Source organism: Streptomyces sp. NPDC040410 (assembly GCF_055595715.1).
In genome coordinates this window covers 267,251-282,333 of the sequence record NZ_JBVIVK010000010.1, presented here as the reverse complement: position 1 = coordinate 282,333, position 15,083 = coordinate 267,251, and the positions used below count along the sequence as shown (strand labels likewise).

General features: G+C 70.5%; 12 protein-coding genes. 7 read left to right on the top strand and 5 right to left on the bottom strand.

From position 1 onward, the window contains the following. Positions 1–30: 30 nt before the first annotated feature. Positions 31–1,032 (top strand): DNA-3-methyladenine glycosylase family protein, encoded by a 1,002-nt coding sequence (locus ACZ562_RS21655; protein WP_471181483.1) that lies wholly within the window; start codon positions 31–33, stop codon positions 1,030–1,032. Between the two features lie 172 nt (positions 1,033–1,204). On the opposite strand, the gene manB is transcribed toward ACZ562_RS21655, so the two are convergent. Beyond that, positions 1,205–2,287 (bottom strand): mannose-1-phosphate guanylyltransferase, encoded by a 1,083-nt coding sequence (gene manB / locus ACZ562_RS21650; protein WP_471181480.1) that lies wholly within the window; start codon positions 2,285–2,287, stop codon positions 1,205–1,207. A gap of 166 nt (positions 2,288–2,453) precedes the next feature. Then, positions 2,454–3,866, bottom strand: coding sequence for a peptidoglycan recognition protein family protein (locus ACZ562_RS21645; protein ID WP_471181477.1), 1,413 nt, complete (start codon positions 3,864–3,866; stop codon positions 2,454–2,456). Positions 3,867–3,995: 129 nt separating this feature from the next. Here ACZ562_RS21645 and ACZ562_RS21640 point away from each other — a divergent pair, with 129 nt between their 5' ends. The 4 genes from ACZ562_RS21640 to ACZ562_RS21625 all read left to right on the top strand — a co-directional run bounded on the left by ACZ562_RS21640 (position 3,996) and on the right by ACZ562_RS21625 (position 9,842). Then, a complete protein-coding gene (locus tag ACZ562_RS21640; RefSeq protein ID WP_471181475.1) occupies positions 3,996–4,751 on the top strand; it encodes a TIGR03089 family protein in 756 nt (251 codons plus the stop codon). A 118-nt stretch (positions 4,752–4,869) separates the two neighbouring features. Then, a complete protein-coding gene (locus ACZ562_RS21635) occupies positions 4,870–6,087 on the top strand; it encodes an LCP family protein (RefSeq protein ID WP_471181473.1) in 1,218 nt (405 codons plus the stop codon). A 228-nt stretch (positions 6,088–6,315) separates the two neighbouring features. Further along, entirely contained in the window at positions 6,316–8,052 is a 1,737-nt protein-coding gene (locus tag ACZ562_RS21630; protein WP_471181471.1) for an LCP family protein, read from the top strand. 104 nt (positions 8,053–8,156) lie between these two features. Beyond that, a complete protein-coding gene (locus ACZ562_RS21625) occupies positions 8,157–9,842 on the top strand; it encodes an LCP family protein (protein WP_471181469.1) in 1,686 nt (561 codons plus the stop codon). Positions 9,843–9,945: 103 nt separating this feature from the next. On the opposite strand, the gene ACZ562_RS21620 is transcribed toward ACZ562_RS21625, so the two are convergent. Beyond that, entirely contained in the window at positions 9,946–10,974 is a 1,029-nt protein-coding gene (locus ACZ562_RS21620; protein ID WP_471181467.1) for a glycosyltransferase family 2 protein, read from the bottom strand. A gap of 126 nt (positions 10,975–11,100) precedes the next feature. On the opposite strand from ACZ562_RS21620, the gene ACZ562_RS21615 reads away from it, so the two are divergent. Beyond that, entirely contained in the window at positions 11,101–12,564 is a 1,464-nt protein-coding gene (locus ACZ562_RS21615; protein ID WP_471181465.1) for an LCP family protein, read from the top strand. A gap of 31 nt (positions 12,565–12,595) precedes the next feature. On the opposite strand, the gene ACZ562_RS21610 is transcribed toward ACZ562_RS21615, so the two are convergent. After that, a complete protein-coding gene (locus ACZ562_RS21610; RefSeq protein WP_471181462.1) occupies positions 12,596–13,171 on the bottom strand; it encodes an acyl-CoA thioesterase in 576 nt (191 codons plus the stop codon). A gap of 92 nt (positions 13,172–13,263) precedes the next feature. Between ACZ562_RS21610 and ACZ562_RS21605 the strand changes: the two genes are divergently transcribed. Further along, on the top strand, positions 13,264–14,544 hold the full coding sequence (locus tag ACZ562_RS21605; RefSeq protein ID WP_471181460.1) for an LCP family protein: 1,281 nt from the start codon (positions 13,264–13,266) through the stop codon (positions 14,542–14,544). Positions 14,545–14,663: 119 nt separating this feature from the next. On the opposite strand, the gene ACZ562_RS21600 is transcribed toward ACZ562_RS21605, so the two are convergent. Beyond that, positions 14,664–15,023 carry a four-helix bundle copper-binding protein gene (locus tag ACZ562_RS21600; RefSeq protein WP_471181457.1) on the bottom strand — a complete coding sequence of 120 codons (360 nt, stop codon included), beginning with the start codon at positions 15,021–15,023 and terminating at the stop codon, positions 14,664–14,666. Positions 15,024–15,083: the final 60 nt, after the last annotated feature.

Here is a 15,083-nt window from a genome sequence, read left to right as displayed (position 1 = left end):
AGCCCCTATCGCTTCCCCAGGACCTCATCCGTGGCAGGACGTTTCGCTCCCCGGCCCACCCGTACGACCGTGCGCGGCGGCCATGTCGCCGTGCCCGGGGGGGTGCCTCGGCAGGCACCGGCGCCGGGGCGGGTGCGGACATGGGTGCCGGACGGGCCGCTCGATCTCGGGCTGGTGCTCGGACCACTGAGGCGCGGGCCGGGTGATCCGACGTTCCGGGCGATGCCGGACGGGTCCGTGTGGCGGACATGCCTGACCCCCGCCGGGCCGGGGACGCTGCGGGTCGCCGGGTACGGCGGCGAGGTGCGCGGGGAGGCCTGGGGGCCGGGCGCCGAGTGGCTGCTGGAGCAGTTGCCGGGGTTGTTGGGGGCCGATGACGACCCGTCCGTCTTCGCGCCGAGGCACCGGCTGGTGGCCCTTGCCCGGCATCGGCGGCCGGGGCTCCGGCTGACGCGGACCGGGCTGGTGCTGGAGTCGCTGATTCCGTCGGTTCTGGAGCAGAAGGTCACCGCTGACGAGGCGTACCGGGCGTGGCGGCTGCTCGTGCGGAAGTACGGGGAACCGGCGCCGGGGCCCGCTCCCGGGCGGATGCATGTCATGCCGGAGCCGCGGACGTGGGCGCTCATCCCGTCGTGGGAGTGGCACCGGGCGGGCGTCGACAACAAGCGGGCGTCCACCATCCTGCGGGCCGTGCGGGTCGCCGCGCGGCTGGAGCAGGCGGTGGGAATGGAACCGGCGGCGGCGCAGGCACGGTTGCAGGTCGTGCCGGGGATCGGGCCGTGGACGTCGGCGGAGACCGTGCAGCGCAGCCATGGGGCGCCGGACGCGGTGACGGTCGGGGATCTGCATCTGCCCGGGATCGTGGGGTGGGCGCTGGCCGGGGACCGGGACGCGGACGACTCCGTGATGCTGGAGCTGCTGGAGCCGTATGCGGGGCAGCGGCATCGGGCGGCGCGGCTGATTCTGCTGAGCGGGAGGACGCCGCCGCGGCGTGCTCCGCGGATGCCGAGGGGTGACATCGGGCGGTTGTGAAGTCGCCGCGTGTCGGTGGGCGTCGGTGGGGGCTGCCGCCCCCGGGCCCCGCTTCGGCCTGAACGGCCTCGTCCTCGGACGCCGGACGGGCCGAGTCTGCCGTGACCGGTGCCGCAGAGCATCCGCCGGACGGGCCGGAGAACCCAGCCCGTCCCCCGTTGCTGGTTACTGGTTACTGGTCCGAGGAGAACCGCACCGCCCCCGCCGGAATCCGCGCGTCGCACCACACCCGGGCGCCCTCGCGGAGTTCGTTGTCGGCGCCGACGACCGCGCCGTCGCCGATGACCGTGCCGGTGAGGACGGAGCGTTGGCCGACGCGGGCGCGGGTGCCGATGAGGGAGTCGGTGATGACGGCGCCGGGTTCGATGACGGCGCCGGGGAGGATCGTGCTGCCGAAGACGCGCGCGCCCTCCGCGACGAACGCGCCCTCGCCCACCACCGTGCCACCCGTCAGCTTGGCGTCGGGAGCGACCCTTGCCGTGGGCAGGACCAGTCGGTCGCCGCAGCGGCCGGGGACCGCGGGGGACGGGGCCCGGCCCATGACCAGGTCGGCGGAGCCGCGGACGAAGGCCGCCGGGGTGCCGAGGTCCAGCCAGTACGTCGAGTCGACCATGCCCTGCAGATGAGCTCCGGCCGCCAGCAGGTCCGGGAACGTCTCGCGTTCGACGGAGACCGGGCGGCCCACCGGAATCGTGTCGATGACCGAGCGGCGGAAGACGTACGCCCCCGCGTTGATCTGGTCGGTGACGATCTCCTCGGGGGTCTGCGGCTTCTCCAGGAACGCCGTGACGCGGCCCGTCTCGTCGGTGGGGACCAGGCCGTACGCCCGCGGGTCCGTCACCTGCGTCAGATGGAGGGAGACGTCCGCGCCGGTCGTCTCGTGGGTGCGGACCAGGGCCCTGATGTCCAGGCCCGTCAGGATGTCGCCGTTGAAGACCAGCACCGGGTCGTCGGGGCCCGAGTGCAGGCGGGAGGCAACGTTGCGGATCGCGCCGCCCGTGCCGAGGGGCTCCCGCTCGGTCACGTACTCGACGTGGAGGCCCAGCGCCGAGCCGTCGCCGAAGTACGGCTCGAAGATCTCGGCCAGGTAGGAGGTGGCGAGGACGATGTGCTCGACGCCGGCCGCTCTCGCTCTCGCCAACTGGTGTGTGAGGAAGGGGACCCCGGCCGCCGGGACCATGGGCTTCGGCGTGTGCACCGTGAGCGGACGCAGCCGGGTGCCCTTGCCGCCGACCAGGAGGATCGCTTCTGTCACCTGTCGTCTCTGCTTCCTGCCGGGACCGGCCCGAAGTGTCTTTCGGCCGGCCAGTGTATGCAGACCTTTGTGTGACGCCTTCGACGGCAGTGCGGCGTTCCGCTTCTTGTCCCCCGACGGCGGTGAATGTGTCCCCCGGCCGTTCCCCGGGCTGTGCTTCCGCTCCCTAGCGCCCCTGGTAGCGGGCCGCGGTCGAGCGGGCCGAACCGAGCTTGCCGTAGAGCTTCTTGCCGGGACACTCCGTGGAGAACCCGTCCCGATGACCGGAGATCACATTCAGTCGTACGTTCTTACCTTTTCGGTAGAGATTGCCACCACCGGACTTGAGATATGTCGTTCCTCGTGGATTGGCCCCCCACAGACCGAGCTTCCAGGCGGTGAGCCGGGCGACGGCCTGCACCGCGGCGGCCGGTGGCTTGGACGAACCGAAGCTGCCGACGACCGCGATCCCCATGCTGTTCGAGTTGAAACCGAGCGTGTGGGCGCCCAGGACCGGCTTCGCCACGCCCCCCGCACGCCCCTCGTAGATGTTTCCGCACTTGTCGACGAGGAAGTTGTAGCCGATGTCGCGCCAGCCCATGCTCTTGACGTGATAGCGGTAGATACCGCGGATGACGGAGGGGGCCTGCGAACAGCTGTACCCGTTGCCGGAGGCGGTGTGGTGCACGAAGGCCGCCTTGACCTGCTTCGTGTAGACGAACTTCTTCTCCCGCAGTGCCTCGTTCGCGCCCCAGCCGCGCCGGGTGACGATGCGCGGGCGCGGTCCGATGTACGGCTTCGACCGCTGCTGCCGCGTCAACTGCCCGGCGCCCAGGGCGAACAGCTCCCGCTCGGTCTCGCGTGCGCCCAGTGCCGGGATCTCCGTGGCGCCGAGGGGTGCGAGTTCGGCGTTGGCGGCGGAGGCGGCGAGCGACCTGGCCGTCTCGGCGGCCGACGCGCCGAAGGTCCGCGCCCCGACCACCGCGCCTCCGACGGCCGGGGCACCCGCCGCGGTGCCGGGCGGCAGCGCCTCCTCACCCGGGTCGACGAGTTCGAGGCGCAGGCCCGAGGGGAGCGGATAGAGGGCCGTCATGGTCCGGTTGCCGCGGCCGGTCTCCTCGACCCGGCTCTGGCCGGCCGCCCGGACGCGCACCTCCACACCGTCCGAGTCGCCCACCCACATCGGTGCCGTGGCGCCGCGCACGCGGCCGGAGGACCGCTCGGCCGTGTCCGGGTCTGCGGCATGGTCGGCGTTGTGTGTCTCGATGTCCTGCCAGCCGGACCAGGTGTCGGTGCCGGCCGCGCGGGTGCGGACCTGGACGCGGCCGCGCAGCTCGGTGCCCGGGTCGTCCCAGATGACACCGACCGTCGAGAAGCGGCGCACGTCCCGGCGGGACAGGCCCTGTTCGGCGGCGGAGCCGAGGACGCGGTCGCGGACGAGCGGGGCGAGGGGCAGCGACTGCGTGCTGCCGGGGATGCTCGAGGCATACGGCTCGACCCCCCGCCCTTCGGTCGTGGCCGCGTCCGCGGGCGGGGTCAGCGGAAGGGCGAGGGCGGCGGCACAGGTGACGCCGATGGAGGAAGCAAGGAATCCACGCATGCCCCTGATCTTGGACATAGTCATACATATCTGTCCATCGGGGAATTGACGGGCCATCGGTTGCCGTTCCGCCGAACCGGTGGCCCCGCCGTTCGCTGCGCGCCCGTGCCCCCGCGTACGCTTCTGCGGGTGAACGCCACCGACCGCACCCCTGCCGACCTGCTGCGTTCCGCGCTCGCCGCGGATCCCGGACGCCCCCTGGTGACCTTCTACGACGACGCCACGGGCGAACGGGTCGAACTGTCCGTGGCCACCTTCGCCAATTGGGTGGCCAAGACCGCCAATCTGCTGCAGGGCGACCTCGGCGCCGAGGCCGGTGACCGGGTCGCGCTGCTGCTGCCCGCGCACTGGCAGACGGCGGTGTGGCTGCTGGCGTGCTCCTCCGTGGGCGTGATCGCGGATGTGGCCGGGGATCCGGCTGCCGCCGACGTCGTGGTGAGCGGGCCGGACACGCTGGACGCGGCGCGCGCCTGCGGCGGGGAGCGGGTCGCGCTCGCGCTGCGGCCGCTCGGAGGGCGCTTCCCGCAGCCGCCGGCCGGGTTCGCCGACTACGCCGTCGAGGTGCCGGGCCAGGGGGACCGGTTCGTTCCGTTCGCCCCGGTCGACGCGGAGGAGCCGGCGCTGATCGTGGCCGGGCGGGAGTTCAGCGGGGCCGACGTGGTCGAGCGGGCCCGGGCCGAGGCGACGCCGCTGGGACTGACGGGGCCCGGGTCGAGGCTGCTGTCCGGACTGCCCTACGACACCTGGAAGGGGCTCGCCGCCGGGCTGTACGCGCCGCTCGCCACCGGGGGGTCCGTGGTGCTGTGCCGGCATCTGGAGCAGTTGGGCGGGGATGCGCTGGCACAGCGGATCGAGAGCGAGCGCGTCACCGCCACGGCGAGGTAGCGCCCGGCCACATCACCCGTTCGGCGGAGTTCCACCCACCCCCCGCGCCCCGTGCACGCCATGGTCGTAAGAGCAGCACGCACGAGACGCTCGTAGGCGACGAGGGGTGGACCCAGACGTGACCGACACCGCGCGCGCGGCCTCCGGACGCCAGGGTGCCGAAGGGATCTTCGGGCCCGGAGCGGGGGCGTCCGCGAGTGGGCGGGGGCTGATACGCCGGCGTCGGCGGAGGTGGGTGCGGTGGACCGGGTTCGGGGTCGCCGTGCTGGTCGTGACGGCCGTCGGGGCGGGCTGGGCGGTGTACGCGAAGCTGGACGGAAACATCACGCCGGACGAGGCCGCGGCGGCCGAGCTCGCGCGATACGAGAAGGAGCGCCCGACCTCGATCGTCCGGGACGCGCAGAACATCCTGCTGATCGGATCGGACTCGCGGTCCGGGGACGGCAACGCCCGCTACGGCCGGGACTCCGGGACCGAGCGGTCCGACACGACGATCCTGCTGCATCTGTCGGCGGGGCGGCGCAGCGCCACCGCCGTCTCCATTCCCCGCGATCTCATGGTGGACGTGCCGAGCTGCAGGCGTCCGAACGGCAGCCGCACCGAGCCGATGTTCGCGATGTTCAACTACGCCTTCCAGGTGGGCGGTTCGGCCTGCACGATCCGGACGGTCGAGAAGCTCACCGACATCCGCGTCGACCACCACATGGTCGTCGACTTCCACGGCTTCAAGGACATGGTCGACGCGGTCGACGGCGTCGAGGTGTGCCTGCCGGAGCCGATCCGCGACAAGGCCGCGAAGCTGCGGCTGCCCGCGGGCCGGGTGCTGCTGGACGGCGAGCAGGCTCTCGGATACGTCCGCGCCCGCAAGTCCCTCGGCAACGGCAGCGACACCGACCGGATGGACCGCCAGCAGCGGTTCCTCGGCGCGCTCGTCACCAAGGTGCAGAGCAATGACGTCCTGCTGAATCCGGTGAAGCTCTATCCGGTGCTGGACGCGGCCACCTCGTCACTCACCACCGACCCGGGTCTGGCGAGTCTGCGCGGGTTGTACGAACTCGTGCGCGGGGTGCGCAACATCCCCACCGAACGTGTGCAATTCCTGACGGTTCCGCGAGAGTCGTACGTTTACAACTCCAATCGCGATCAGCTGGTGGAACCCGCGGCGCAGAAGCTGTTCGCCCAGCTCCGCGCGGACGCGCCGGTCGTGGTCACGAGGGCAGCGCCGTCGGATTCGGCGGCGAAAAGCCGCAATTCGCTCGGGCAATCACCCACCGCGACCGTTTCCCCGCCGCCGACGTTCCGCGGCAACACCGCCGCCGAAGACACCTGCGAGTAAAGCGCTCACCAAGGCAGCGAACCAATGTCCAAGGAATGGGCGAATTGCCCAGGTGTAGGGACGTGGAATTTGTCACCGGCGTCGCTCAACGCTGAACTGGGCGGATAGTGTGAGCGATCCGGTGCCCCGGCCAGAGGACCGTCCTGGGGTCGTGCACTGTGTGACCGAGACCCGAGCGCCTTGAGGGGGGAAAGGCGCCGCGTGCCCCGACGGAGGATTCGGACAACCGTGGACGCGCAAGGCCGTGGGCGGGCGGACAACATCGATCCCGCAGACCAGTGGGTGCTCAATCCGAACACCGGCGAATACGAGCTGCGACTGGCTCCTTCCGCACCGCAGTCGGCGGTGCCCGGGCCCCGTAGAACCGCCAGACCCGCTGCGGGTGGTGGCGGGGCCGCAGTGCGCGGCCGGACGGCCGCGCCCGGACGCGACACCGAGGTGGTGCCGCCGCAGCGCCGGCGGCGTGGTGTGCCCGAGGAACCGCTGCCGGGACGGCGCGGGCGCCGGCCGGTCAAGAAGAAGTCGAAGGCGAAGAAGGTCCTGATGTGGACCGGCGGCACCATGGCGTTCGTCCTGGTCGCCGCGGCGGGCGCCGGATACCTCTACATCCGGCACCTCAACTCCAACATCACCTCCGTCTCCGACGACGGTGCGAGCACCGGTGGCTTCCAGAAGGACCAGGCGATCAACATCCTGTTGATCGGCACCGACAAGCGCACGGGTGACGGCAACGAGGGCTACGGCGACAAGGGCAGCGTCGGGCACGCCGACACCACGATCCTGCTGCACGTCTCGAAGGACCGGACGAACGCGACCGCGCTCAGCATCCCCCGCGACCTGATCGTCGACATCCCGGACTGCCCGACCACGCAGGAGGACGGCTCCAAGAAGGTCATCCAGGGCTCCACGAGTGTCCGCTTCAACACCAGCCTGGGCCAGGACGACCGAACGCCCAGCTGCACCATGCGGACCGTCACCGAACTGACCGGGATCAGACCGGACAACTTCATGGTGGCCGACTTCAACGCGGTCAAGACGCTGACCTCGGCGGTCGGCGGCGTCGAGGTCTGCCTGGCCAAGGACATCGACGACTCGGACTCGCACCTCAAGCTGTCGAAGGGCAAGCACACCATCGAGGGCGAGGAAGCGCTCGCGTTCCTGCGCACCCGGCACTCCGTCGGTTTCGGCGGCGACCTGAGCCGGATCGAGCTGCAGCAGCAGTTCCTCAGCTCGCTGATGCGCAAGCTGAAGTCCAACGACACGCTCACCAGCCCGACAAAGATGTTCAGGCTGGCCGAAGCGGGCACGAAGGCACTGACCGTCGACTCCCAGCTGGACAGCATCGGCAAGCTGAAGGACCTCGGTCTGGAGCTGGGCAAGCTCAACACGAAGAACCTGAGCTTCACCACCGTGCCGGTGATCGACAACCCGGCCGAGAGGGTCAAGGCGACGGTCGTGGTCAACCCCGACAAGGCTCCCGACGTCTTCGACCTGATCAAGAACGATGTGTCGTTCACCGAGGTCAAGCAGCAGAAGAAGAAGGAGAAGGCCGCTCTGGCCGCCCGCCTCAAGGGCACCAGGTCCGCCGCCTCGGAGGTGCGGGTGCGCATCCTCAACGGCGGCGCGCCGCCCGGCTCCGCGCAGGAGACGCTCAGCTGGCTGCAGGTCGAGGAGGGCGTGACCAGGTCCGAGAACGCGGGCAACGCGGACGCGGCACAGAAGAAGACGACGCTCGAGTACGCTCCCGAGCAGGCGGACCAGGCACGGCGGCTGGCGGCCATCCTGGGCCTGAAGGGGTCCATGATGAAGCCGGGCGAGAGCGTGACGAACGCGCAGGGTCTGCCGACGATCACACTGACCCTGGGCAAGGACTTCAAGGGCGCCGGCGTGAAGCTCAACGGCTCCTCGACGGCGTCGTCGGACATCGACAAGACGACGGCCGACGAGGTCAAGTGCGCCGGCTGAACACGTGAAGTGACCTGACGGGCCTGTCGTGCGTCTAACAGGGCGTACGACAGGCCTGTTGCATGGCGCGCAAGGGGTTTCTCAGGGGTGGGGAGGACGGGGAAGTGACACCGAACAGTGTGCAGGGGGAAGGGACGCTCGAGAGCGTTCCGCACGCTCGTGAACCCGTGCGGGAAGCCGACGCCGGGCGGGTGGGCGGCGGCGGTGGCGACGAGACGGGAGGAGGCGGGGGTGACGTCCGGCACGGCGGACGCCGGGTGCCGCGCCGCAACCACCGGGTGCTCAGGTGGTCCGCCACGACCCTCGCCGTGCTGATACTCGGGACGGCCGGCGCCGGATACCTGTACTACCGGCACCTGAACGGCAACATCGAGAAGGGCGAGCGCACCAGCGGCGACTCCAAGGCCAGGAAGACGGAGCCGAACGCGGCCGGGCAGACGCCGGTCAACATCCTGATGATCGGCTCCGACAGCCGTAACTCCGAAGCGAACGTGGCGCTGGGCGGCAGCAAGGACAACCGCGGCAACCCTCCGCTGGGCGACGTGCAGATGCTCATCCACCTGTCCGCGGACCGCAAGAGCGCCGCGGTCGTGAGCATTCCGCGTGACACCCGGGTCGACATACCCAAGTGCACGGACCCGAAGACAGGCGAGACGTACCCGGCGACCAACGACATCATCAACTTGTCGCTGGCCCGCGGCGGAGCCGGCTGCACGCTGGCCACCTGGGAGAACCTCACCGGGGTCTACATCGACCACTGGATGACGATCGACTTCGCGGGCGTGGTGAGCATGGCCGACGCCATCGGCGGCGTCGAGGTCTGCGTGAACCAGAACGTGTGGGACCGCCCGCTGCCGGGCGTGTCCGGGGGCTCCGGCCTGAAGATGGAAGCCGGCACGAGGAAGGTCCAGGGCAAGCAGGCCCTCCAGTGGCTGCGCACCCGGCACGCCTGGGGCAGCGACCTGCTGCGGGCCAGGGCCCAGCACATGTACATGAACTCGATGATCCGCACGCTCAAGAGCCAGAACGTCTTCACCGACGGCGGCCGGCTGATGGACCTGGCCGAGGCGGCCACGAAGTCCCTGACGGTCTCCGAGGAGATCGGCACGGTCAAGAAGCTGTACGACCTGGGCATGCAGCTGAAGACGGTGCCGACGGACCGCATCACCATGACGACCATGCCGTCCGTCGAGGACGCCCAGAACAGGAACCACGTGGTGCCGGACGGGGCCAACGCCGAGAAGATGTGGGACATGCTCCGCGACGACGTGTCGTTCGACGCCAAGGGCAGGGCCTCGGACTCGAAGGACTCGAAGGACGCGAAGGACGCGAACGAGACGAGCAAGGAGCAGGTCTCCGGGGACCCGGCGGCGGACGAGGACGAGATCGGCGTCCTGGTGCAGAACGCCACCCGCACCTCCACGCTCGCCCCGGTCGGCGGCCGCGCCGGCACGATCGCCCAGCAGCTGGCGGCGAAGGGCTTCACGAAGGCGGCGACGGACACGGCGGCCGCGCTGTCCGTGGACAAGACCGTCGTCCGCTACCCGAGCGCCGAGCTGGAGGGAGACGCCCAGGCCGTCGCCAAGGCCCTCGGGATTCCGCTGAGTTCGGTGATGAGGTCGACCGACGTCTCCGGAGTCACAGTCGTCGTGGGCGCCGACTGGCGTACCGGCACGACGTACCCGAAGCAGTCGGCGCCCGAGGCCGGTGACCTGCCGAGCAACGCCGACGCCATCAACGGCTCGGACACGGAACAGTGCATGGACGTGTACAAGCCCTACCAGTGGTAGGGCCCCTGCCACTGGGTGAAGCCCTGCCAGTGAGTGTGGCCCTGCCGGTGGGTGGATACCCGCCGGCCGTAGCCGGTCGCCCCGGCGGGCCGGCCCGTGGTGCTCAGTCGGCGCTGAGCACCATGGGCCGCCGGGACGCCATGACCCTCTGGGCCAGCGACTTGGGGCTGGTGAGGTAGCCCCAGCCCCACGACATGTGCATGGTGGCGAGGGCGACGGGGATCTGCAGCCGCGCCTTCAGCGGCAGCCCCGTACCCGCGGGCACGGAGCCCGCGACGATCACCGCCAGATAGCCGCCGGGGACCACGAGGCCCCAGGGTGTGAGCGTGACGCCCGCCACGAGGCCGGCCGCGATCGCGCACACCGCGGTCGGCGCCGCGAGGTAGCGCAGGTTGATGGAGCCCTCGTGGTAGCGGGCCACGACGTGGCGCCAACGCCCGTAGTTCTTGTACTGCTTGGCGAGCGCCCTGATGTTGGGCCGCGGCCGGTACGACACCCTCAGCTCGGGCGAGAACCAGACCAGCCCGCCAGCCTCGCGTATCCGGAAGTTCAGCTCCCAGTCCTGCGCGCGGATGAACTCCTCGTTGTACCCGCCCTGTTGCTCCAGCGCCTCGCGCCGGAACACGCCGAGGTAGACGGTCTCGGCCGCATGCGCGAGTCCGCCCGTGTGGAAGGCGGCGTTGCCGACCCCGATCTTCGAGGTCATGGCGGCGGCGACCGCGTGCTCCCAGTCGTTCTCGCCCTCGGCGTGCATGACGCCGCCGACGTTCTGCGCGCCGGTCTCCTCCAGGAGCCGTACCGCGGTGGCGATGTAGTCCGGCGAGAGCATGCCGTGCCCGTCGACACGGACGACGATCGGGTGGCGGGAGGCCTTGATCGCGGCGTTCAGCGCGGCGGGCGTGCGGCCGGTGGGGTTCGGGACGGTGTGCACGCGCGGGTCGTCGGCCACGAGTTGGGCGGCGATCTCGTCCGTGCGGTCCGTGGACGGACCGAGGGCGATCACGACCTCCATCTCGCCGGCGTACTCCTGCGCGAGGATCGCTTGGACGGCTCCGCGCAGATGCCGCTCCTCGTTGAGGACGGGCATGATGACAGACACGGCGGGGAGCGGCACGTCGGGCTTGGCGTTCATAGGGGGCTCACGTTACCGCGAACGGGGGACACAGGTGCGCGCCGCCCGCTGCGGTGCCCGGGCCGCACATCGTATGGGCCTACGGTGCTCACGATCCCACGTACGGCCCTCGCGGAGGTGTCCCTCATGCCCACGCCGCCCCGCTCCCCGTCCCGGCCGCCGCAGCGCCGCCCGCAGCCGTCCCGCGTACAGCGGCCACCCGTACGGCGGAAGAAGCCGCGCTGGGCCATGCGAGCGGTGACCACGCTGTCCGTCGTGGTCCTGGCCTCAGCAGGGATCGGGCACGCGGTGGTCACCAGTCTGGACGCGGGCATCGCCAGGGTCGACCCGTTCCGGGACATGAAGAACCGGCCGCAGGCGGGCCACGGCATGAACGTACTGCTCGTCGGGACCGACGGCCGCGACAGGATCACGGAGCAGGATCGGCGTACGTACCGGCTGGGCGGCGCCCCTTGCCACTGCACCGACACGATCATGATGGTGCACATCTCGGAGGACCGGGAGCGGGCGAGTGTGGTGAGCCTGCCGCGCGACTCGTACGCCATGACGCCCGCGCACACCGACCAGGTCTCCGGGAAACGGCACGGCGGGCATCCCGTCAAGCTCAACGCGGCGTACGCGGAGGGCGGACCGCAGCTGACCGTGCGCACGGTCGAGAGCATGACCCATGTGAAGATCGACCACTACCTGGAGGTCGACTTCACCAGCTTCATGAAGACGGTGGACGTGCTGGGCGGGGTCCGGATCTGCACCGCCCAGCCGCTGAGGGACGGATACAGCGGACTCGACCTGCCGGCCGGCACCCACACTCTGCGTGGCGGGCAGGCACTGCAGTACGTTCGGGCGCGGCACCTCGACGGCGCCTCCGACCTCGGCCGGATGCGGCGCCAGCAGCGCTTCCTGGCCGCCCTGATCGAGCGGGCGACCTCCTCCGGGGTGCTGCTGAACCCGATGAGGTTCCGGGACGTCACCCGGGCGGTCCTGGGCTCGGTGCGGGCCGACAAGGGCTTCGGCACCGACGAACTGCTCGACCTCGGGCGGGCGATGCGGAACTTCTCGCCCTCCTCGTCCGAGTTCACGACGGTGCCGATCGGGCAGATGGGATACGCCGTGAAGGGTGTTGGTTCGACGCTGAGATGGGACCCGGTCAGGTCCGGGCAGCTCTTCAGGGACCTGCGCGAGGACAGGCCGCTGGCCGTGCACCGGCACAAGAGCCGGGGCCTGAGGGTGGCCGTGGCCCCGCAGCAGATCCGGGTCCAGGTGGAGAACGGGACGGCCACGGCGGGGCTCGGCAAGCGGGTGGACGCGGCGCTGGCGGCGACCGGGTTCCGTACGACGCGAGTGCCGAAGAACGCGCCGGAGCGCTCGGTGAAGCGCACCGTGATCGCCTACGACCCCCGCTGGGACCGCTCGGCCAAGTCGCTGGCGGCGGCGCTGCCCGGCAGTGAGCTGCGGGCGGTGAAGGGGCAGGGCCCGGTGCTGAAGGTCATCGCCGGGGCCGACTTCCGGAAGGTGCGGACGGTACGGGCGGACGATCCCTACCAAGGGGAGTCCGGGGTGGTGACGGGGGACGAGATCGGGTGTTCGTGACGCGGATCTCAGTCCCCTCAGCCTCCGTCTCTCAGTCGTCCAGGCCCTCCGCCATCCTCTTCTCCCTCAGCTCCATGATCGCCCGGCGGCGGGCCAGGCGGTGGGTGCGGCGGATCTGGGCCTCCTGGTAGCGGCGCTCGTCGCGCTCGGTCTCCGGGATCACGGGCGGCACCCGGCGCGGTTTGCCGTCGGCGTCCACCGCCGCGAAGACCAGGTAGGCGGAGCCGACCTGGGTGGGCGGAGCGGACTCGTTCCAGCGCTCGGCCAGGACCCGGACGCCGACCTCCATGGACGTCCGGCCGGTCCAGTTGACCTGGGCCTTCACATGGACGAGGTCGCCGACGCGCACCGGCTCAAGGAAGGCCATCTCGTCCATGGAGGCGGTGACCGCGGGCCCGCCGCTGTGCCGTCCGGCCACCGCGCCCGCCGCGTCGTCGACCAACTTCATGATCACGCCACCGTGCACGGTGCCGAGGAGGTTGGTGTCGTTGTGGGTCATGATGTGGCTGAGCGTGGTGCGGGACGCGGAAGTCGACTTGCCCGGAATGTCGGGCTCCGCTGAGTGGGCCTGGTCTGTCATGGCCTCTACCTTATGCCGAGCCGACATCCGGGGAATTTGTGTCAGGTTGGCAACAGCGCTGCCCTTATTTTCCGACGAACCTTGTAAGGGACACTGCAGTGCCCTGCACACTGGGGCCCATGAACGATTGGCCCCAGGGATGGTCCGACGACAACCGCGGCAACCAGTACGGGCGCGGCAGCGCGAACGCACAGCCTGAGGGCGCGCGCGTGATGCCGCAGGTCCGCCGCGGCCCCACGTCGCCGCCGTACGGCGGCGGCGTGCCCCAGCAGCCGTCGTACGTCGACGGCCGGGGCCACAACGGCTACGACGACACCCCCGTCGACGGGTACGACAGCGGCTACAACACGGGCCAGGTCTACGGCTCGCCCGGCGGCCCGGCCGGACCGGGGGACCCCGCCGCCTACGGTCCCCGGCCGGCGCCGAACTGGCGCCGCCGCTTCAAGGTGACCACGATCACGCTGGTGACGGTGCTGGCCGTGACGACCGTCGCCACGTACTTCTGGGCCGACTCCAAGCTCAACCGCGAGGTCGACCTGTCGAAGGTCATCGACCGGCCCGAGGCGGGCGAGGGCACCAACTACCTGATCGTCGGCTCCGACAGCCGCGCGGGTCTGTCCGACGATCAGAAGAAGAACCTGCACACCGGCTCCGCCGAGGGCAAGCGCACGGACTCGATGATGATCCTGCACGTCGGCGACAACGGCGACACGCTCATCTCGCTGCCGCGCGACTCGGACGTGGAGATACCGACGTACGTGGGCTCGGAGTCCGGCAAGACCTTCAAGGGCACGGGCCGGCACGTGAAGCTGAACGCCGCGTACGCGGAGGACGGGCCGACGCTGCTGGTCCGCACCGTGGAGTTCAACACCGGACTGCACATCGACCACTACGTGGAGATCGGCTTCGCCGGCTTCGCGAACATCGTGGACTCGGTCGGCGGCGTCGAGATCGACATTCCGCAGGACATCAAGGACACCAAGTCCGGCGCCGACTTCAAGAAGGGCAAGCAGACCCTGAACGGCGAGGAGGCCCTCGCGTTCGTCCGCACCCGGTACGCCCTCGCGGGCTCCGACCTGGACCGCACGAAGAACCAGCAGAAGTTCCTCTCCGCCCTCGCCAACCAGGTGGCCACGCCGGGCACGCTCCTGAACCCGTTCAAGCTCTACCCCACCATGGGTGCCGGCCTCGACTCCCTGATCGTCGACAAGGACATGGGCCTGTACGACCTGGCGACGATGTTCTGGGCGATGAAGGGCGTCAGTGGCGGTGAGGGCAAGTCGATGAACATGCCGATCTCCGGCTCCACCGGAGGAAACCTCGTCTGGGACAAGGCGAAGGTCAAGACGCTGGTGAACGAGCTGAAGAACGACGAGAAGGTGACCGTCTCGGGCAACTGAGGCCGGCCCCCCGCGGTCCTGAAAGGCAGGGCGGCCTGATCGCCGCCCGGGCCGTGCGGCGGCCGGGCCTGCTTCGAGGGCACGCCCGGCGGCGTGCCCTCGAAAGGTTCAGGCGGAGGTCACATCGTGGCGCCCGCCATCGTGCGGCAGGTTTCCGCGCAGCGGCGACACGCCTCGGCGCAGCGCATCATCTGTGGGTCGTCCGGCATGGCCATACACGCCTCGGCGCACATGTCGCACGCCTTGGCGCACATCGCACACATCTCGGCCGATATCGGCGAGCGGCGCATCATCATGTCCGCGCACATGCGGGTCATCTCGGAGCAGTCCATGAGCGCGCGCATGATCTGCATCTGGGCCTGGCCGCCCATCTGCATGCAGGAGCTCATGGTCTCCTCGCAGATGCTGTGGCACGACATGCACGCCTCGACGCAGTCCTGCATCTCCTTGCTCATCGGGGTAGCGGTGGGCTGCTGCATGGCTCCTCCTGGAGGGGTGAGAGGGCCCAGGGCGGGCCCTGTGCCCTTCCGTCCTACGCC

Bases quoted from the DNA above. Each gene is read 5' to 3' on its own strand.
- ACZ562_RS21645 (WP_471181477.1), bottom strand. From the start codon at position 3,866: ATGCGTGGATTCCTTGCTTCCTCCATCGGCGTCACCTGTGCCGCCGCC.
- ACZ562_RS21620 (WP_471181467.1), bottom strand. From the start codon at position 10,974: ATGAACGCCAAGCCCGACGTGCCGCTCCCCGCCGTGTCTGTCATCATG.
- ACZ562_RS21615 (WP_471181465.1), top strand. From the start codon at position 11,101: ATGCCCACGCCGCCCCGCTCCCCGTCCCGGCCGCCGCAGCGCCGCCCG.
- ACZ562_RS21610 (WP_471181462.1), bottom strand. From the start codon at position 13,171: ATGTCGGCTCGGCATAAGGTAGAGGCCATGACAGACCAGGCCCACTCA.
- ACZ562_RS21605 (WP_471181460.1), top strand. From the start codon at position 13,264: ATGAACGATTGGCCCCAGGGATGGTCCGACGACAACCGCGGCAACCAG.
- ACZ562_RS21600 (WP_471181457.1), bottom strand. From the start codon at position 15,023: ATGCAGCAGCCCACCGCTACCCCGATGAGCAAGGAGATGCAGGACTGC.